The organism is Halosimplex aquaticum (assembly GCF_028747785.1).
GTDB lineage: Archaea > Halobacteriota > Halobacteria > Halobacteriales > Haloarculaceae > Halosimplex > Halosimplex aquaticum.
In genome coordinates, this window is record NZ_CP118158.1 from 3,764,894 (window position 1) to 3,783,823 (window position 18,930).

At 68.5% G+C, this 18,930-nt stretch carries 17 protein-coding genes and 1 tRNA gene; 13 read left to right on the forward strand and 5 right to left on the reverse strand.

The annotated features are described in order from the left end of the window. Positions 1-3 precede the first annotated feature (3 nt). From PSC72_RS18630 to PSC72_RS18640, 3 genes are all read right to left on the reverse strand, one after another. The gene (locus PSC72_RS18630; protein ID WP_274322926.1) at positions 4-819 is read right to left on the reverse strand and encodes a hypothetical protein; all 816 of its coding nucleotides are present in this window, start codon (positions 817-819) and stop codon (positions 4-6) included. Between the two features lie 156 nt (positions 820-975). Then, positions 976-2,976: a TAT-dependent nitrous-oxide reductase gene (gene nosZ, locus PSC72_RS18635; protein WP_274322927.1), complete on the reverse strand. Its 2,001-nt coding sequence runs from the start codon at positions 2,974-2,976 to the stop codon at positions 976-978. A 1-nt stretch (position 2,977) separates the two neighbouring features. Continuing rightward, on the reverse strand, positions 2,978-3,523 hold the full coding sequence (locus tag PSC72_RS18640; protein ID WP_274322928.1) for a plastocyanin/azurin family copper-binding protein: 546 nt from the start codon (positions 3,521-3,523) through the stop codon (positions 2,978-2,980). A gap of 191 nt (positions 3,524-3,714) precedes the next feature. Here PSC72_RS18640 and PSC72_RS18645 point away from each other — a divergent pair. The 3 genes from PSC72_RS18645 (at position 3,715) to PSC72_RS18655 (ending at position 5,266) form a co-directional block, all read left to right on the forward strand. After that, a tRNA-Glu gene (locus PSC72_RS18645) sits at positions 3,715-3,789 on the forward strand. A gap of 248 nt (positions 3,790-4,037) precedes the next feature. After that, positions 4,038-4,880, forward strand: coding sequence for a DUF2391 family protein (locus tag PSC72_RS18650; protein WP_274322929.1), 843 nt, complete (start codon positions 4,038-4,040; stop codon positions 4,878-4,880). Further along, positions 4,877-5,266: a hypothetical protein gene (locus tag PSC72_RS18655; RefSeq protein ID WP_274322930.1), complete on the forward strand. Its 390-nt coding sequence runs from the start codon at positions 4,877-4,879 to the stop codon at positions 5,264-5,266. Before PSC72_RS18650 ends, PSC72_RS18655 begins: the two co-directional genes overlap by 4 nt. A 16-nt stretch (positions 5,267-5,282) precedes the next feature. On the opposite strand, the gene PSC72_RS18660 is transcribed toward PSC72_RS18655, so the two are convergent. Then, the gene (locus PSC72_RS18660) at positions 5,283-6,827 is read right to left on the reverse strand and encodes an HVO_2922 family protein (protein ID WP_274322931.1); all 1,545 of its coding nucleotides are present in this window, start codon (positions 6,825-6,827) and stop codon (positions 5,283-5,285) included. Positions 6,828-7,062: 235 nt separating this feature from the next. On the opposite strand from PSC72_RS18660, the gene PSC72_RS18665 reads away from it, so the two are divergent. From PSC72_RS18665 to PSC72_RS18695, 7 genes are all read left to right on the forward strand, one after another. Beyond that, positions 7,063-10,086 carry a DUF4350 domain-containing protein gene (locus PSC72_RS18665; protein ID WP_274322932.1) on the forward strand — a complete coding sequence of 1,008 codons (3,024 nt, stop codon included), beginning with the start codon at positions 7,063-7,065 and terminating at the stop codon, positions 10,084-10,086. A gap of 48 nt (positions 10,087-10,134) precedes the next feature. Then, complete coding sequence (locus PSC72_RS18670; protein WP_274322933.1) at positions 10,135-11,211, forward strand: aminotransferase class I/II-fold pyridoxal phosphate-dependent enzyme; 1,077 nt, start codon at positions 10,135-10,137, stop codon at positions 11,209-11,211. A 183-nt stretch (positions 11,212-11,394) separates the two neighbouring features. Then, positions 11,395-11,769 carry a translation initiation factor IF-5A gene (locus PSC72_RS18675; RefSeq protein ID WP_274322934.1) on the forward strand — a complete coding sequence of 125 codons (375 nt, stop codon included), beginning with the start codon at positions 11,395-11,397 and terminating at the stop codon, positions 11,767-11,769. A 1-nt stretch (position 11,770) separates the two neighbouring features. Beyond that, positions 11,771-12,577: an agmatinase gene (gene speB / locus PSC72_RS18680; RefSeq protein WP_274322935.1), complete on the forward strand. Its 807-nt coding sequence runs from the start codon at positions 11,771-11,773 to the stop codon at positions 12,575-12,577. Positions 12,578-12,675: 98 nt separating this feature from the next. After that, positions 12,676-13,641 (forward strand): hypothetical protein, encoded by a 966-nt coding sequence (locus tag PSC72_RS18685; RefSeq protein WP_274322936.1) that lies wholly within the window; start codon positions 12,676-12,678, stop codon positions 13,639-13,641. Between the two features lie 111 nt (positions 13,642-13,752). Continuing rightward, positions 13,753-14,520: a Nif3-like dinuclear metal center hexameric protein gene (locus tag PSC72_RS18690; RefSeq protein WP_274322937.1), complete on the forward strand. Its 768-nt coding sequence runs from the start codon at positions 13,753-13,755 to the stop codon at positions 14,518-14,520. 90 nt (positions 14,521-14,610) lie between these two features. Then, entirely contained in the window at positions 14,611-14,793 is a 183-nt protein-coding gene (locus PSC72_RS18695; RefSeq protein ID WP_274322938.1) for a hypothetical protein, read from the forward strand. 28 nt (positions 14,794-14,821) lie between these two features. Here the strand turns inward: PSC72_RS18695 and PSC72_RS18700 are convergent, their stop codons facing one another. Further along, positions 14,822-15,142 carry a tRNA-binding protein gene (locus PSC72_RS18700; RefSeq protein ID WP_274322939.1) on the reverse strand — a complete coding sequence of 107 codons (321 nt, stop codon included), beginning with the start codon at positions 15,140-15,142 and terminating at the stop codon, positions 14,822-14,824. Between the two features lie 259 nt (positions 15,143-15,401). Here PSC72_RS18700 and PSC72_RS18705 point away from each other — a divergent pair, with 259 nt between their 5' ends. The 3 genes from PSC72_RS18705 (at position 15,402) to PSC72_RS18715 (ending at position 18,913) form a co-directional block, all read left to right on the forward strand. Then, the gene (locus tag PSC72_RS18705) at positions 15,402-16,589 is read left to right on the forward strand and encodes a redox-regulated ATPase YchF (RefSeq protein WP_274322940.1); all 1,188 of its coding nucleotides are present in this window, start codon (positions 15,402-15,404) and stop codon (positions 16,587-16,589) included. A gap of 85 nt (positions 16,590-16,674) precedes the next feature. Then, positions 16,675-17,250, forward strand: coding sequence for a SprT-like domain-containing protein (locus PSC72_RS18710; RefSeq protein WP_274322941.1), 576 nt, complete (start codon positions 16,675-16,677; stop codon positions 17,248-17,250). Positions 17,251-17,890: 640 nt separating this feature from the next. Further along, on the forward strand, positions 17,891-18,913 hold the full coding sequence (locus PSC72_RS18715; RefSeq protein ID WP_274322942.1) for a deoxyhypusine synthase: 1,023 nt from the start codon (positions 17,891-17,893) through the stop codon (positions 18,911-18,913). The last annotated feature ends 17 nt before the right edge of the window (positions 18,914-18,930 follow it).

Consider the following 18,930-nt stretch of genomic DNA (forward strand, 5'->3'; position numbering starts at 1 on the left):
GGGTCAGTCACCTCCGCTGTGGCCGGGCCCGGACGGGCCGTCGCGGTCCGGTCGGTTGTCGTCTTCGCCAAGCGGAGCGTCGTCGGTCCACTCGTCGTCGCCGACGGTGTGCTCGTCGAACCACTCGCGGGCGCTCGTGATCCGGTTGCCGACGCGGTCGGGCAGGTCGCCGAGCGTCGCCGTCGAATCGCGGTAGTAGAACGCCACGACGAGCAGCCCGATGGCGCCACCGGTGACGTAGGCGCCGATGCCGAGCCGCGAGTAGCTAGTGATGTTGGCGACCTCGTACTTGCCCCACAGCGGCGGGGTGAACCCCTCGACGCCCATCACCGGCGCGTCGGGGTCGAGGGTGTGGCCGGCCTGGTAGAGGCGGTACTGGATGTCGACCAGCATCACCGTCAGCACGGCGATCGTGCCGCCGAGCTGGCACTTCAGTCCGCGCTTCAGCCGGTCGGCGTCGGGCGCGAGCGCGACGACCAGTCCCCCGAGGGCGAGCGCGGCGAACGCGAACGGGCCCAGCGACCACTCGGGTACGTTGATCGCGTTCGGGTGGGGCTGGTAGTTGGGCTGCCAGAACACCGGGTCCGGGTAGTAGAACCCGATGTACTTGTTGAGCGAGTGCATCTCCTCGTAGTCCCCGCCGATGAACGGGTAGGCGTGCAGGTGCAGCTGGAGCGTCGTGTCCGGGTACTGCACGGCGTCGACGACGATGTGCCACATCGGCAGGATCGGCGCGACGACGAGCATGACTGCCGCGACGACGGGCAGGGCGCGCCGGAGCTGCGTGAACTCGCCGAGGTCGGGTGGTTCGTAATTCATGGTATCACCGCAGTGCTGTGGGTCGTTATGTGCTGGTCGGGGGCAGTCCTCGACCAGTCCGTGGTGGGTCGGTCAGCGTGCGATTCGCCTGTCGCGAAAAGCCGCGGAGCGGTGAAACCCGCGCGGCTCAGGGGGCCGTCGCTGCGCTCGGGCCGGTCAGTCGCGCGGTTCGACGATCATCCGCGAGCGCATCTCCAGGTGGAGCGCGCTGCAGAAGTACGTACAGTAGATCCAGTAGACGCCGGGGTCGTCCGCCGTGAACGTCACCTCGCGGGTGTCCTGCGGGGCGATGGCGAGGTTCACGTCGTGTTCGGGGATGGCGACGCCGTGGATGATGTCGCGCACGCCCTCGACGTTGGTCATCGTCAGCCGCACCTCGTCGCCCTCCTTGACGGTGAAGTCGAACATGCCGTACTCCGAGCGCTTCGAGGAGGCCTTGACGTGGACCGACCGCTCGCCCGTGCGCTCGACGCCGGAGTCCCCCTCGGCGACGAAGGGCTTCTCGCCCTCGTAGTCGGCCTTGTCCCACGTCGTCGCCGGGTTGATCTTGTCCTTGTGGGCGAAGATGCAGTCGTGGGGCTCGGGGTAGGCCGGGTGGTCCGCGACCAGTTCCATCTCCTTCTCGCCGTCGCCGATGTGGATGAGCTGGTCGTTGTCCGGGTGGATCGGCCCGACCGGGAGGAACCGGTCCTTCGAGAGCTTGTTCAGCGAGACGAGCCACTCGCCGTCCGGGTCCGTCGTCATCGCTTCCAGCGCCTGGATGTGCCCGGGGTTGTAGTGGACGTCGAGCTTCTCGACGACCGGGTCGGAGGAACCGAGTTCTGCGTTGGCGGCCTTCTCGATGTCCCACTTGGCGACCTGCGAGTCGATGAACAGGCTCGTGTAGGCGTGGCCGTTGCCGTCGAAGGTCGTGTGCAGCGGTCCGAGGCCGACCTTCGGGCGACCCGCGACGGCGTCTGCCGGGTCGTCGACCTCGCCGATCTTGTCGAGGTCGAGCATCGTCACCGTCGGCGAGAGCTTGCCGGCGATGAACGCGTACTTGCCGTCGGGGCCGACCTCGACGCAGTGGGGCGACTTCGGCGTCGAGACGTAGCGGACGAGCGGCTCGTCGCCCTTGTTGAGGTCGCTGTCGCGCGTGCCGTCGACGACCGGGACGCCGTTGACCTCCTCGTAGTCGCCGTTCTCGACGGCCTTCTCGATGGCGGGGACGTCGAAGACCTTCGCGTAGTCGCGGTCGTCGTGAGTCATCCCCTGGATCTCGGTGGCCTCCTCGCTGTTGTAACAGGAAGCGATGGCCCACCGGCCCTCCTTGCCGGTGTCGACGATGTCGAGGTTGCCGTCGACTTTCACCTGCCAGACGGTCTCCATCGACTCGGGGTCGACCGCCGAGAACAGCGCCGTGTACTTCTCGGGGTTGTTCACGTCGCGCCCGTCGTTGGGTAGCGGCGTCCTGAACTCGCCGTTGCCGAGGACGTACTTCGTGTCCGGCGAGAGGACGGTACACCCGTGGACCGCCTGCGTGTTCGGCACGTCGACGATGGCGTCCGTCTCGAAGTACTTCAGGTTCACCCGCGCGATGCGGCCGTTCGCCTTGTCGTTGACGAAGAGGTACTCCCCGTCGTAGTCGCCGTCCGTCTCCGAGAGGTTCGGGTGGTGGTTGTCGCCCCAGGTGTAGCCGCCGCCCGCTTCGAGGATCTGGCTCGACTGGTCGTCGTAGCCGTACCCGCGCGCGGCCTCCGTGTTGAACACCGGGATCCGCGCGAGTTCGCGCATCGACGGGATGCCGATGACGCGGATCTCCCCGGAGTGGCCGCCCGACCAGAAGCCGTAGTACTCGTCTTTCTCGCCCGGTTCGACGACGTGGCTGTGGGCGGCGGACGAGCCCTGAGACCCGCTCCCGCCGCTGTCGCTCGGCGTGGCGCTCTCCGGCAGCGCCGTCTGACAGCCCGCGAACGCGCCGGCGGCGCTCGCGAGTCCCGTCGCGGCGCCCGCTTTCACGAAGTCGCGTCGGCCGAGTTCGAGCCCGCCGAGTTGCATCGAGAACCCGTCGTCGTCGGACGCGGCGTCCGCGGGGTCGTCGACCTCCTGCAGCAGGTCGTTGATCTGTCGTTCGTGTTCCTCGACGAATCGGTCCGCGTCGCCGTTGTCTTCGGTCATGTCAGACCACCTTGATTGACCCGACCATCCCGTTCAGCTTGTGGGGGATGCAGTAGTACTCGTACGTGCCAGTCGTCTCGAGGGTGACCTCGTAGGACTCGCCGGAGGGGATGTTCCCCGTCTGGTCGCTCTTGTACCCCTCCGAGGCGGCGCTCTCGGAATCGAAATCCCCGGACGCGAAGTACGTCGCGCCGTCGGGGATCTTGTCCTCGTAGGCCGTGACGGTGTGACCGATGTTGCCGACGTTCTCGAAGGTCACCGTGGTCCCGGCCTCCACCTTGATCTTCTTCGGCTCGAACGCGAGGTCGTCCGTCATCTCGACGGTGCTCGTCTCGGTCCACTCGCCGCCCGAACTGCCGTCACCGGACGCCGTGGGCTCGGGCGTGTCGCCGGTACTCCCGTCCTCGCCAGAGCTACCGTCGCCCGATCCGCCGCCGGAGTCCGACGACTCGCCGGGTGCGGCCGAACAGCCCGCGACCGCGCCGCCGGCGAGCGCGGCGCCCGTGACCCGTAACAGCTTCCGCCTGGATGGATCGATGCTGGTCATCTACATCCGTATCTGGGTGAGTCTCCCCCATATACCGTCGAGCGCATTCCCGGCCGACCGGAACGCGTTCGAACATGTTCGTCCCCACCTCCGACAGGGGGCGCACGTCAGGGACCACCACACCGAGCGGAGAGAGACGAGTTTTTATACCACCGGTCCAATCTCCAAAACACGACGCCGACGCGTCGTGGGCTCCGTTGGTGTAGTCCGGCCAATCATTTCGGCCTTTCGAGCCGATGACCTGGGTTCAAATCCCAGACGGAGCATTCCTCTGCAACCCACCGACGGATAGCGGAGCAGTCGTCCGTGCAGCGCATTTCACCGACTTCGACGGCGGATACTTGTCCGTCGCGGCCGAACGGACGACGGAGGCTGAGTTCATCGGGATGTCCGATAGCACGGCGGTTCGATCGCGATCCCCGAACAGCTCCCGACCGGTCGGCCGACGCGACGCACTCGCCGTTTTCGGTCCGCACCGCCGCCCCGAGGAGCAGCGCGTCGAGAGGGCAGAGCAGTGACGGAAGTCAGCCGAGTCGTCCGGAACCAGACCCGTGGGATCACGGGCGCGCTGGTCGTCGCCGGCGTCACGATCCTGCTCACCGCAGAGACGTGGTGGCTGGCGTGGGAGCGGCCCGCGGCGCACCTGATCGTCTACTCGGTCGTGGGGCTCGGCGTCGTGTTGCTGATCACCCGGACCAGCGGGTTCCGGGTCGAAGAAGAGGACGAGAGCACGGCGCAGTACCACCCGCTACGGCTCGCCGTCGACTTCGCGCAGCTGGTCTTGCAGACCCTCGTGGCCACCGTCGTGGTCCTGTGGATGTACGGCATCGTCGATAGCTCGTCGCCGCCGCACCTCGTGGCGCGAATGGGGCTCATGCAGGTCGTGCCGCTGGGGTTCGGGGCGGCGCTGGCCAACCAGCTGCTCCACGAGATGGAAGACCAGGGGGAACAGACGACCGAGCGGCGGAGCCTCCCGACGAACGTGGCGGTCTTCGCGGCGGGGGCCATCTTCTTCTCGCTGCCGCTGGGCGCGAGCATCGAGATGAACATCCTCGCGGCCTCGGCCGGCTGGCTGCGACACGGCGCGATCGTCGCCGTCTCGCTCGCCACCGCGTACCTCGTCCTCTACGAACTGGAGTTCCGGGGGCAGGCCAGACGAACCGTCGACCACGAGCAGGCGGTCCTGCTCCACGCCGGACAGGTCTGCCTCGTCTACGCGGTCGGTCTCGCCGTCTCGGTCGTCCTCCTCTGGGGGTTCGGCTACCTCTCGTTCACGCCGGCGACGGACGTGCAGAAGGTCGTCGTCCTGTCGTTTCCCACTACCGTGGGCGGCGCCGCCGCCCGGGTGATACTGTGAGTTCGTTCTCCGCGGGCGGGGACGACCCGTCGGCGGCCGAACTGGCCGTGGTCACGGTCAGCGTGGCGGTCACCCTCGCCCTGTTCGGGTACATCGGCTGGCACGCCGCGACTACGCCCGCGAACGTGCCGCCCGAAGTTTCCGTGACGGGCACGCAGACGATGGACGACGGGCGCGTGCGCGTCACCGCCGAACTGTACAACCCGAGCGCAACCGGGCTGGACACGGTCACGGTCGGGGTGGACTGCGGCGACACACCGATCACGTTCCGACACGTCCCGACCGCGGCCCGGGTGTCGGGGACGTTCGTCTGTCCGGCGGGGACCGACGATCCGTCGGTCTCGGTCGAAAATTGGGTCGAATCGCAGGGCGCCCGGACGAACTGACGGGTCGCCGGGCGAGTTACTCGTCGAGTTCCGCGTTCGGCGCGTCGCGCTTGACGCTCTCGATGCCGTCGCGAGCGCCGGAGCGGTCGGCGTAGCCCTGGCCGCTGTCCATCAGGATGTTGCCGTTGCGGTGGCGGAGCCGCCAGCGGTGTTCGCCGCCGCGGTCCTCGTAGATCTCGAACGCCGCGCGGCCGACTTCGAGGACGTCGGCCTCGGGCGCGTACTCGCGCACGCGGTCGACAGCTTCCTCGGCTTCGTCCCTGGAACTGTAGCCTTCGCCGCTGTCGGCGACGATCTGGCCGTTCGCGCCGTGGAGCCGCCAGCGGGTCTCGCCTCTGCTGTCGTCGTACACCTCGAACTCGAGGTCGTCGACGTTCTCGCGGATGCGGTCGACGGCCCGGTTGGCGTCGTTGCGGCGGGTGTAGCCCTCGCCGCCATCGGCGAGGACGTTGCCGTTGCGGTGGACGAGCCGCCAGCGCCACTCGTCGGCCTCGTCCTGATAGACCTCGAACCCGGTCGGGTCGAACCAGAGGTAGTCGGCGGGACCGACGTACTCGCGCACGCGGTCGACGGCCCGCTTCGCGTTGCTACGCGAGGAGTAGCCCTCGCCGCCGTCGCCAAGGATGTTCCCGTTCTCGTGACGCAACCGGAAGCGGTACTCGCCGGCGCTGTCCTCCTCGACCTCGAAGGCGGCCTGGCTCTCCTGTTCCTCGACGGGTTCGAAGTCCGCCTCCTCGTCGGGGAGTTCGGCCTCGCGCTCGAAGAGCAGGGTCTCCGCGCCGAGGGCGTTCCGCCGGACGCTCTGCATGCCTTTCTGGGCGTTGTGCTTGCGCGTGTAGCCCTCGCCGCTGTCGGCGACGACGTTGCCGTTGCGGTGGCGGAGTCGCCAGCGCCACTGCTCGGCAGCGTCCTCGTAGAGTTCGAACCGGGCCTGGCTCTTCCGCAGCGAGTCGAGCGTCGCCTGCAGTTCCGACTGCGCGGCCGCGCCCGTCTCGGCTTCGCTGCGCGCCTCGTCGAGTTCGGTTTCGAGACGGTCGCGCTCGTCGCGGACCGCGGACAGTTCGGACTCCAGTTCGCTCGTCCGTCCCTGGCTGGCGGCGAGTTCGTCGTGGGTGCCGCTACTGAGCAGCGGCGCCACGAGCCCGACGACCGTGATGATCGCCAGCCCGATGGCGTAGAGGACGATGACGGGCTGGTTGCCCGTCTGGACGCTCCACTCCGAGGGGAACACCAGGACGAACCACACGGCCGCGGCGAAACAGACCACCTGCCCGAGGTAGGCCGCGTAGTTGGCCCACGGCTGGAGCGGCAGTCTGATTACCGGGCCGGCGACGAGCATCGCGAGGCCGATGGCCGCGATGAAGACGCTCGCCTCGCGGATGGTGAGCCCCGAACTGCCGACGGCCGACGTGCTCGGCAGGAACAGGAGGATACCGAGCGTCCCGAGGACGAGCCCCGTCAGGAACACCCAGTATCCGCGCACCTCGTCGTGCGTCGTCGGCTCGCCCACTCGATCCCGATACACCCCGTACAGTAATCCGTCGTTTGTCTCCGAGGACATGTTTCAAAGTATAAATACACGGCAACTACTTAAACTGTTCTCCGGTAGTATCAGACGAGAGTTCTGACGCGCTCGTAAGCGCGTATTTCGACGGCCGGGCTCCGCAGTGGCGCCGAATCGGTAGATCACCGCACCAGTCTGGATGGTTCCTGATCGGTACAGATCCGAATGAGTATATATTATAAAGTGACAAGTAGTCGGCCTCCGAGGCGACGACGTGTACCGGAGAACGTTCATGCGATCGACGGCAATCACGGCGGCCGGCGGCGCTCTGGCCGGCCGCGGCATCGGCCGAGTGTTCGGGCAGGAAACGATATCCGCGCTGGCGTTCGACTCGACGTCGAGCCTCCTCGACGCGTCGAAGAAGCCGCTGACAGACGACTCGCTGGTCGCGGTGTGGGCGGAGGACACCGCGACCTCCGTCGACTCCGACGGGAACGGCGACGCCGTCGGGTACGGTGACGGCCAGTCCATCCCGCTGGTCGCCGTCGACGGGTCGGTCGCGGGCGTGGGGGGAATGCTGGTTCCCGACGGCACGGACTTTCGATTCGGCAACGAGGAGTTCCTCCTCAACCTATGGGACGACCGGATCGGCTCCGGGACCGTCCTCTGGGACGAGGGCCACGGCCAGTACTACACGCTCGCGGGCGAGAACGCCGACGGCAGCCCCGGGTTCTCGTCGTTCGAGAGCTACGCGGAGGACAACGGATACACCGTGCAGGCGACCGAGAGCCTCGCCGACGACCTCTCGGACGCCGACGGCGTGGTGATCACCTCGCCCGCGGAGTCGTTCTCGGAGAGCGAGACGGAAGCGCTCGCCCAGTTCGTCGACGGCGGCGGTGCGATCGTCCTCCACGACCAGTCGGACTACCAGGACTACGACCAGACGGCGAACCTGAACGACCTCGCCGCCGCGCTCGACGTCGGCTTCCGGTTCAACGACGACCAGGTCGAGGACGAGACCAACAACACGGGCGCGCCGTTCGTCCCGACGACGAGCCGGTTCAACGACTCCTTCGACTTGTTCGCGAACCGCGAGGGGCTCGGGCTCGACCTCGACCCGACCGAGACCTACGAAGTTGAAGTCCTCGACGTGACAGACGGGGACACCGTCGACGTGGCGTTCGTCGAGGAGTCGGGGCGGCCCGAGAAGTCGATCCGCGTGCTCGGGATCGATACCCCCGAGAAATCGGGTGCGGCCGACGCGGAGCGACCGGAAGAGTGGGAGGGGATCGCCGACGACGCTCCCCAGCCGCCGGAGGGCGGGAGCGGCGATACACAGTCCGCGCCCCGGGACGTCGGCGAGTTGAACTTCTACTCGACGGCGAGTCTGGTCGACGGTTCGGGCGACGCGCTGACGGACGACTCGCTCGTCGCCGTCTGGGCCGAGGACTCCGCGACAAACACGGACGCAGACGGGAACGGCGACGCGTTCGTCTACGAGGACGAACAGATCCCGCTGGCCGCGATCGACGACGACGCCGGCGTCGTCGGGTTCGGCGCGACCCTCGTCAGCGACGGCGCGTCCCTCGATGGATCGGGTAACGAGGACGAATTCGTCCTGAACGTGTGGGACGAACAGCTCGGCGGGTCGGGCACCGTCCAGTGGGACGAGGGTCACGGCCAGTACGAGGACTATCGCCTCGATAACTTCTCGACGTTCGAATCGGCCGCGGAAGACGCCGGGTACACGGTCGAGGCGACCGAGAGCGTCCCCTCCGACACCGAGTCGGTCGACGGCTACGTCGTCGCGGTTCCCGACGAGGGCGCGGCGTTCGGCGAGGACGAGCGGGAGGCGCTCCAGTCGTTCGTCGACGACGGCGGCGTCGTCTTCTGCCACGGCGTGGCGGACTACGACGACTACGACGGGACGGGGACGCTCAACGGCGTCCTCGACGCGCTCGGCGCCGACTTCCGGTTCAACGACGACCAGGTCGAAGACGAGGAGCACAACGAGGGGGCGCCGTTCGACCTCCTGACCGGGGCGCTCAACACCGAGCAGTTCCCCTACCTCGACAGTTCGGCGGCGGCTCTCGAAGCCGAGTACCCGTATCTCGCCACGTGGGGGAAGAAGGCATCGGCCTTCGCGGCCGAGCAACTGTCCGCCGGCACGCGCGCGACGCTCTCGTTCGACCCGAAGGCACAGGTGTACGACGACTTCGGCCGCGTCCTCGGCTACCTGACCTACGACCGCTCCGGCGACGGGAGCCGCGAGACGCTCTACAACGAGGTGGCCGTCCGCGAGGGGTACGCCCGCGTCTACGGGTCGAGTTACAGCCGCCACGACGAGTTCTGGGCCGCCGAGGACGCGGCCCGCGAGGAGGGCGCCGGCGTCTGGGCCGCGAGCAACCCCGACGAGTCCTCACCCATCCGGCAGGGGCGCGTCGCGGAGATCTTCGCGCCGAACCCGGCGAGCGTCGTGCGAGCCTCCGGGACAGTCCCGCCGGGTCACGCCCGGGTGTTCGCCGAGTCCAGCGCCGAGCAGCGGGACGCCGACACGACCTACGACCGCGAGATCCCGCTCGCGGCCGTGGACAAGGGCGCCGGCCTCGCGTACCTCGGCGCGCCCCTGATCAGCGAGGACTACGAGGCGGCGGAGGGGTACCCCGTCGACACCGCCGGGTACGACAACTTCGCGTTCGTGACGAACCTCATCGACGAGCTGGCGGACGACGACGGCCCGGTCCTGATCGAGGGCGGACACAACCAGTTCCACCTCGACTACTCGCTGTCCAGCGAGGACGCCGCGTACTACCAGCGATACCTGGAGGGGGTCGACACGCAGTTCGAACAGGTCAACGACGTGACCTCGTCGGACTCGGCCGAGCGCCTCGACGAGGCGAAGGCCCTGATCGTCGCGACGCCGATGTACGAGTTCACCGACGAGGAGATCGACGCGGTGTCGTCGTTCGCAGACGACGGAGGAGCGGTCGTTCTCCTGGGGAGCGGGCTCGCGCCCGCCGCACAGCGGAGCCACCTCGACGACGTGGCGAGCGGCGTCGGCTCGGACCTGCGACTCGGGTCCGGCCGCGTCGTCGACGAGTCGTCGAACCTGAACGGCGATCCCGGCGTCGTCACGACCGGGAACTTCGGCCCGGGCAGGGGGAAGGGCCGCGGGAAGAACGAGGGGAACGGCGGCAACGGAAATGGCAACGGCAGGGGGAAGGGGAGAGACGACGGCGACGACGAGCGAGACGGCGAAGACGGCGGCAACGGGAACGGCAAAGGCCGCGGCAAGGGGAAAGGCGGCGACGAGTAACCTCGCTCGGACCGGATCCTTAACCGTCGAACGGCCGCAGTCACCGGCATGGACATCGAGCCGTTCGCGCTGGAGCGCTGGCTGGCGGAACACGAGCACGACGCGGCGGTGAACCTCGGCGACAGCGGGGTCCGACCGCTGGAGGCCGACCGCTTCGACACGGACCCGGGCCGGCTCGGGTACGTGATTCCGACGAACGGCGACCCGGACCTGCGCGAGACAGTCGCCGACCGGTACGACCGTGGCGCCGACGAACTCCTCTTCACCTGCGGCACCCAGGAGGCGAACCTGCTCGCCGTCCTCGCGACGCTGGACCGGGACAGCCACGCGGTCTGCGTGACGCCGACCTACCAGTCGCTGCACTCGCTGCCGGCCGCGGTCGCCGACGTGACGCGCGTCGAACTCGCTCCGCCGGAGTGGACGCTCGATCCCGACGCCGTCGCCGACGCGATCCGGCCGGACACCGAGCTGATCGTGCTCAACAACCCGAACAACCCGACGGGGAAGGTCCACTCGCAGGAGACGGTCGACGCCGTCTACGACTTCGCGGCCGGCGCAGACGCCTACCTCCTCTCCGACGAGGTGTACCGGCCGCTCACCTCGGTCGACGAACGGGTCACCCCCGTCGCGTCCATGGGGCCGCACGGCATCAGCACCTGCGGGCTCTCGAAGGGGTGGGGCCTGCCGGGGCTGCGATTCGGCTGGCTCGCCGGCCCGGAAGAGGTGGTCTCGGCCGCCTGGGGGTGGAAGGACTACACGACGATCTCGCCGTCGGCGTTCGGCCAGCACGTCGGTCGCCAGGCCATCGAGCGCGAGGACGAGTTGCTCGCCGAGAACCGGGCGCACGTCCGCGGGAACCGCGATCTGGTGGCCGACTTCGTCGACGAGTACGGGCTCGATTGGCACCTGCCCGCGGGCGCGACTGGCTTCCTGACCGTCCCCGACGCGTTCGAGTCGAGCGACGCGTTCTGCCGTGCGCTCGTCGGGGAAGGAGTCGTCGTCGCGCCCGGCGAGGCGTTCGGCCACCCGGGGTACGTCCGCGTCGGCTTCGGGGCCGACCGGGAGACGGTGATCGACGGACTCGACAGGACGGGGCGAGTCATCGAGGAACGTCGGTCCCCGTAGCGGCCGCGCTCGGCGCGGCTGTGGCTCCCCTCAGCCCCGACCAGTCCAGGTCGGCGGGCTATCGCTGCGTTCGCCGCGCGATAGCGGGCGATCGGCGGCGGGCGTACCGAGCGGGCAGTGCGGGTTTCCGGGCCGGAGACGCGTTCCAAACCGTTTATACCGGTCGCTCGTTTACGCCGCGGTATGGCAACGAAGCAGGTCGAGGTTCGCGATCTGGACGAAGGGAGCTACGTCATGATTGACGACGCACCCTGCAAGATCAACGCCTACAGCACGGCCAAACCCGGCAAACACGGCAGCGCGAAGGCCCGCGTCGAGGCCGAGGGCGTCTTCGACGGCAAGAAGCGCAGCCTCTCCCAGCCTGTCGACGCGAAGATCCGCGTCCCGATCATCAACCGCAAGCAGGGCCAGGTCGTCTCGACCTCCGGCGACGAGGCCCAGGTTATGGACCTGGAGACCTACGACACGTTCACGCTCGCGCTCCCGGACGGCGTCTCGATGGAACCCGACGACGAGATCGAGTACCTCGAGATGGAAGAGCAGCGCAAGATCGTCTAGGATGTTCCCCGGCGCGGACGCACGCCGCGAGGAGGCCGACTACGCGCTGGTCGGCGCCCCGCTCGACGCCTCCACGTCGTTCGAGCCCGGCGCCCGGTTCGGCCCCCGGCGCGTCCGCCACTACGCGGAACACTTCGACGACTACGACCACCGCACCGACCAGCGGTTCTCTTCTCTCGCGGTCTACGACCACGGGGACGTCGGCCCGACCGCCGACGTCTCCGAGTACCTCACCTTCCTCCGCGGCGCGCTCTCTGACTTCCGCGAGGAAGGCGCCGTCCCGCTTCTCGTCGGCGGCGAACACACCGTCAGCGTCGCCGGCGTCCGCGCCGTCGACCCCGACGTGTTCGTCTGCGTCGACGCCCACCTGGATCTGCGGGAGTCGTACGCGGGCGACCCGCTCAGTCACGCGACGGTGACTCGCCACGCTCTCGACGCGGCCGACCGGGCCGTGATCCTGGGCGCTCGCACCGGGAGCGAGGCCGAGTGGGACCGCGCGAGCGAGTCGGACGTGACGGTCGTCGCGCCCGCCGACGTGGCCGACTGGGAACCCGACGTCGGCGACGACGAGTCGGTGTATCTGAGCGTCGACATCGACGGGTTCGACCCCGGTTACGCGCCCGGGACCGGGACGATGGAGCCCTTCGGGCTCTCGCCCCGGGAGGGACGGCGGATCGTCCGCGACCTCGCACCGTCGGTCGAGGGGTTCGACGTGGTGGAGGTGAACGACAGAGACGACGGCCAGTCGGCCGTGCTCGCGGCGAAACTGCTCCGTGCGTTCGTCTACGCGCACGCGATGGATCGGTAGACGGGGCGGCGACTGCGCCGGCGGCGTCGGCCGACCGGCGCCGGGCCGGGTCGACCGGCACCGACTGTTTTACATCCACCGGGGTGCACGGGCCAGACATGGACCGACTCTCGTCGTGTTACTTCTGTGGCGCGGCCCTCGACGCCACGCTCGAAGAACGCCCAGTGGTCCCCTCGACGCTCCACCCCAGCACCGACTCCCAGAAGACCGTCGTCCTCTGTGTCACCTGTCAGCGAAAGCTCGACGCCGTCCTCGGGACCGTCCTCGACGCCGTCGAAGCCGACGCCGGCGACGTCTCGCCCGACGCCTCCACGGGCGCGGAGCGGACCTCCGACGACCGCACGGACGGAAGCGCGGCGACCGCCGACGAGTCGACGGCGGCCGGCGGCGACCTGGAGTCGACGCTCGGCGACGACGAAGACATCCTGACGCCGGTCGGCGAAGACGACGGTACTGGCGAGGACGGAGGCGACGATTCGGACGACGAGGCGGAGGGCGACTCGGCCGTCGACAGGTCGAAGAAACCGAAGTACACGGACTCCCGCGGCGCCGGCTTCCGCCGCGAGGACGACGGCCCCGTCGAGACGGGGTCGCTCACCGGCGGCGCCTTCTCCGACGACGACGAAGACGACTCCTCCGACTCGGGGTCGCTCACCGGCGACGCGTTCGCTGACGACGGAAGCGCGAGCGAGGACCGCTCGTCCGGTACCGGACAGTCGAGTGGCGCAGCAGGCAACGGCTCGGGATCCGTGGCCGACAGCGGTTCGGCGTCGTCGGGCGACGGCGGAACCGGCGCGAGCGGCGACGGTGCGAGCGGAGGCGGGTCGACCGGGGACGGCGGGAGCGGCCCCCAGCGCGACGTGTCGATGACGCGCCTGGAGAACACGAAGGTGATGCGCCTGCTGGAGAACAGGGAGTTCCCCGTCGACAGGGACGAGTTCGTCACCGTCGCCGCCAACGCCTACCAGGTCTCCCGCGACGACTGCGACAAGGTGATCGACCTCGCCGTCGAGCACGGACTCCTCCGCGAGGAGAGCGGCCAGCTGTACGGCGGCGACTCGTAACGGACGACCGCTCGACGCCGCGCTCTCGGTTCTCGGTCTCGACTCCGGACTCTGTGTCTCACCTCGGCGAAAGCCACAACCAATAGGGCCCCGACCGTCGAACCCGCCGGTATGGACCTCTCGACTGTCTGCCAGCGGTACGACGACCGGCTCGCCCCCGAGGAGTACGCCGACGTGGACGCCAGCGCCAACGGCCTCCAGGTCGGTCCCGAATCGGCCTCCGTCGAGACGGTCGCCTTCGCGGTCGACGCGGCGGGCGCGACCATCGAGACGGCCATCGACCGCGGCGCGGACCTCCTCGTCGTCCACCACGGGCTCTCGTGGGGCGGCATCGACCGCGTCACCGGCCTCGCGTACGACCGCATCGCACCGCTCGTCGAGGACGATCTCGCGCTGTACGCGATGCACCTGCCCCTCGACGGCCACGGAGAACTCGGCAACGCCGCCGGCGTCGCGGACGTGCTGGGACTGGACGACCGCGAACCGTTCGGGGAGATCGGCCCGGTCACCATCGGCCAGCGCGGTCGACGCTCCGATCCCCTCTCGCCCGACGAACTGGCGTCCGTGCTCGACGACGAACTCGACACCGGCGGCGAGGGCGTCCAGTACTTCGACTTCGGTCACACGGAAATCGAGGACATCGCCGTCGTCACCGGCGGCGGCGCCGACTGGCTGGAGGAGGCCATCGACGCCGGGGTCGACGCGTTCGTCACCGGCGAGGGGAAACAGAAAGTGTACCACCAGGCCCGCGACGCCGGCGTGAACGTCTTCCTCGGCGGCCACTACGCCACCGAGACCTTCGGCGTGCAGGCCCTGCAGGAACTGGCCGACGAGTGGGGACTGGAGACGACCTACGTCGACCACCCGACCGGACTGTAAGTCGGTCCACTGCGTGATGGACAGCGATAAGCGCGTCTCGGAGCCAGGTCCGCAACGTATATCCTCTGTACGTATCTCTGGTTGAACGAGATGTCTCAACCGAACCTCCTGGCGAACCCGCTGTTCAGGTACGGAGTGGGAGCGAGCGGCGCAGCGATGGTCGCCGCCGTCGCGTACCTCTACCTCGAAGGGACGACCCAGCTCGTCGCCTACGCTATCGCAGTCCTCGACATCGTCGTCACACCGCAGATCCTGAAGTGGGCGGCGGCCTGAGCCGTTCGCTTCCTCCGCTCGCTCGCGGTCAGTACAGTTCGCCGCCGAGTGGAACGTCCTCGTCCGGGGTGACCAGCACAGGGTTGCCGTCGTCGCCGGGCACACCGACCGTCAGCGCCTCCGATTCGAACCCCGCAATGCGGACGCTCCCGAGGTTCGTCGCCGCCAGCACCTGCCGCCCTTCGAGGTCGGCCGCCTGGTGGTGGTAGCCGAGCTGGGCCGCCGACTGCCGCGTCTCCTCGCCTAGGTCGAGCCAGAGTTTGACCATCTCAGGCTTGTTCGCCTCGGGGAACGGCTCGGCGCGTTCGACTCTCGCCACCTGGATCGTCGCGTCGAACGGACTGTCCATACTGCTGGGATCCGGTCGTCCGGTTGTAAGGGTTTCTCCGCTGGACGGCCGCCATCAACCGACTCGCGGTCCCGGGACGACCGTTCGCCGCCCTCGCCACCAGCCGGCCGGTTCGCTGCCGGGAAACCCAATTTGGTACTGTTCGACACCCGACTGGTAGATTGTGAACGCCTGTCACGGGGTCCGAAACGGTCGAAAACGGGCGATCGGACGTATTCGATTGGAAACGCTTTAGCCGCGCGTCCGGATACAGGGGGCAATGAGTTACCGCATCGGACTCGTCGGCAAGCCCTCGGTGGGCAAGTCGACGCTGTTCAACGCCGCGACGATGAACGACGTGCCCGAGGGGGCCTACCCCTTCACGACTATCGACCCGAGCGTCGGCGAGGCCTACGTCCGCGTCGAGTGCGCCGCGCCGGAGTTCGACCACTCCTGCACGCCCAACACCGGCTACTGCGAGGAGGGCGTCCGCTTCGTCCCGACGAAACTCGTCGACGTCGCGGGCCTGGTCCCCGGCGCCCACGAGGGTCGCGGCCTCGGCAACCAGTTCCTCTCTGACCTCAACGAGACCGACGTGCTGGTCCACGTCGTCGACTTCTCCGGCGAGACCGACATCGAGGGCGAGGCGACCGAGGACCACGACCCCCGCGAGGACATCGACTTCCTCGAAGAAGAGCTGGACATGTGGTACCTCGACATCCTGGAGAAGGGGATCGAGCGCTACCGCTCGGGCTACCACGGCCAGGAGCGGGACATCGAGGTCGACCTCGCCGAGCAGATGAGCGCCTTCGGGACGAACGAGGACGAGATCAAGCAGGTGCTCCTCTCGCTGGGCCTCGAACTCGATCCCGACGAGTGGGACGAGGAAGACAAGGAGGCGCTCGCCCGCGAGATCCGCCTGCGGACGAAGCCGATGGTCGTCGCGGCGAACAAGATGGACAAGCCGGCCGCCCAGGAGAACTTCGCCGAGATCACCGAGGAAGACGAGTACGACCACCTCACCTTCGTCCCGGTCTCGGCCCACGCCGAGAAGGCGCTGAAGACCGCCGACGAGCAAGGCGTCGTCGACTACCGCCCCGGGGACAGCGAGTTCGAGATCGTCGGCGACGTGAGCGGCGAGCAGGAGGCCGGACTCGAACAGATCCGCGAGTTCGTCACCGAGTACGAGGGGACCGGCGTCCAGCGCGCCCTGGAGACCGCGCTGTTCGACGTGCTCGACGCCATCGCGGTGTTCCCCGGCGCCGAGAAACCGCAGGAGGACGGCACCTTCCTGCAGGACTGTTTCGTCCTGCCGGGCGGTTCCACGGCGGAGGAGTTCGCGTACTTCCTGCACACCGACATCGGCGAGGGGTTCCTGCACGCGATGGACATCCGCTCGGGGCGGCAGGTCGGCGCCGACACCGAACTCGACCACCGCGACGTGGTCGAGATCACGACGACGAACTGAGCGGGACGCCGCCGGGCAGGCGGACAGCCGCCGATTCTCCGCGAGCGAGCGATTCAAGAGACCGCGCGTCCTTGTCGGCGGTATCGTGACGGCGCCGGCGTACGACGAGATCGCGACCCACGAGGATCTGGTGGTGTGGTCGCGCGACTACTGCAAGGAGGTCCGCCGCGAGTGGCTGGTCGACGTGCGCTTCGACCTCGTGGAGTGGGAAGTCTCGACCCGCGCCAAGCGACGCGCCGCCGCCGTCAAGCGCCCGAAGATCCCCGAGGCCGAAGTCGGCTCCCCGGTCGACTGGGAAACCGTCGAAGCGGCGGGCGGTCGCCGCGCCGATGGCCGGCCGTTCCCCGCCACGCTGTCGCTGACGTGGGACGCCTTCGAGGCGTTCGAGCGGACGGAGTGGGAGTCGACGCTCCGGCACGAGCTGATCCACCTCGAACAGTACCAGCGCTGCGGGACCACCGACCACGGTCCGGAGTTCAAGGCCCGCGCCGAGGAACTGGACACGGAGGTCCACTGCGAGACGTTCTCGGACCCGAAGTACGTCCTCCGCTGTGAGTCCTGTGACGCGCTGGTCGCCCACCGCTACCGGGACTGCAAACTCGTCCGCCGCGCCGACGAGTACCGCTCCTCCTGTTGCGAGTCCCCGCTCGTCGTGGAGTGACCGAACCGTTCTGACACTGGTTCTCTCACTCTCGTTTCTGCGGCCGCACTATCGGTAAGTACAGTCCACACCGCGAGCTATTGCGGTGGCGCGCGCTGTCGAGCGGTGCGAGGTCGACCGAAGTGAGACCTCGATGCGAACGGGGAACGGAGTGACCCGTGAGCGTGCCGAGCGACAACGAGGCCGCGAGGCGAAGTCGTGCGAGGTCTTCGTGAACGGAGTGAACGAAGGCTTGTCAGAGCTTGCTCTGACAGTGGATGAGCGAAGGAGCGGAGCGGCTGAGCGAATCGGCTGGGGAGGTGTGAGGCGCTGTGCGGTGCTGTTCCTGGCGGACTGAAAGGGCGAGGCGCGCTCGGTGAGCGAAGCGAATGGAGTCGCCTGAGCGGGCACTATCCGAACGAAGTGAGGATATCCCGCGCAGCGACCGCGAGAGCGAGGGCGACCGAAGGGAGACCTCGAATGCGAACGGGGAGCGTAGCGACCCGTGAGCGAGCGCGCCGAGGGCTTTCATCGCTTGCTGTTGTCCGCGGTCGAGACAGCTCAGAGCGAGCGGGTCGAGAATCCCCATCGCCCAACACTCGCTGACCCAGCTAGTCTCGAACCGCGGACTTGAAGCGCGCGGGCGGCCGACTGGCGGACAATGAGCGACGAGACGCCACGCGAGACGTTCGAACACGACCCGATCGGTCACGCCGAGGCGCGGGCCGGCATGACCGTCGGCGAACTCGCCGAGGAGTACGGCAACGCCGGCATCGGTGCCAGCGCCCTCCACGAGGCCGTCGACGTCTACGCCGAGATGCTCGACGACGACGTGACGAACTTCTTCGGCCTCGCGGGCGCGATGGTCCCGACCGGGATGCGACGTATCATCGCCGACCTCATCCGCGACGGGCACGTCGACGCGCTGGTCACGACCGGCGCGAACCTCACCCACGACGCCATCGAGGCCATCGGCGGCAAGCACCATCACGGCCAGGTCCACGAAGAGGGCAAGACCGAGCGCGAACACGACGAGCGGCTCCGCGACGAGGGCGTCGACCGCATATACAACGTCTACCTCCCCCAGGAGCACTTCGCGCTGTTCGAGAGCCACCTCCGCGACGAGGTGTTCCCGGCGCTGGAAGCCGAGTGCGAGGAGGACGGCGCCGTGAGCATCCAGCGGTTCACCGAGGAACTCGGGCGGGCGAACGCCGAGGTCAACGAGTCGGAAGATATCGACGAGGGGCCGGGCGTCGCGGCCGCCGCCTACGAACACGACGTGCCAATCTACTGCCCGGCCGTTCAGGACTCCGTGCTGGGCCTGCAGGCGTGGATGTACTCCCAGACGAGCGAGTTCACGCTCGACGCGCTGGCGGACATGACGACCATCACCGACCAGGCGTTCGAGGCGGAGAAGGCGGGCGCGATGGTCGTCGGCGGGGGCGTCCCGAAGAACTACACGCTCCAGACGATGCTCGTCGCGCCCGACGCGTACGACTACGCCGTCCAGTTGACGATGGACACTCCCGAGACGGGCGGGCTCTCCGGCGCGACGCTGGACGAAGCGCGCTCGTGGGGCAAACTGGAGAAGGCCGCGCGCAACGCCTCCGTCTACGCCGACGCGACGATCACGCTTCCGCTGGTCGTCGCCGCCGCCCGCGAACGGGTCGAGAGCGACGACTGACTCCCTCGGTTTTGCCG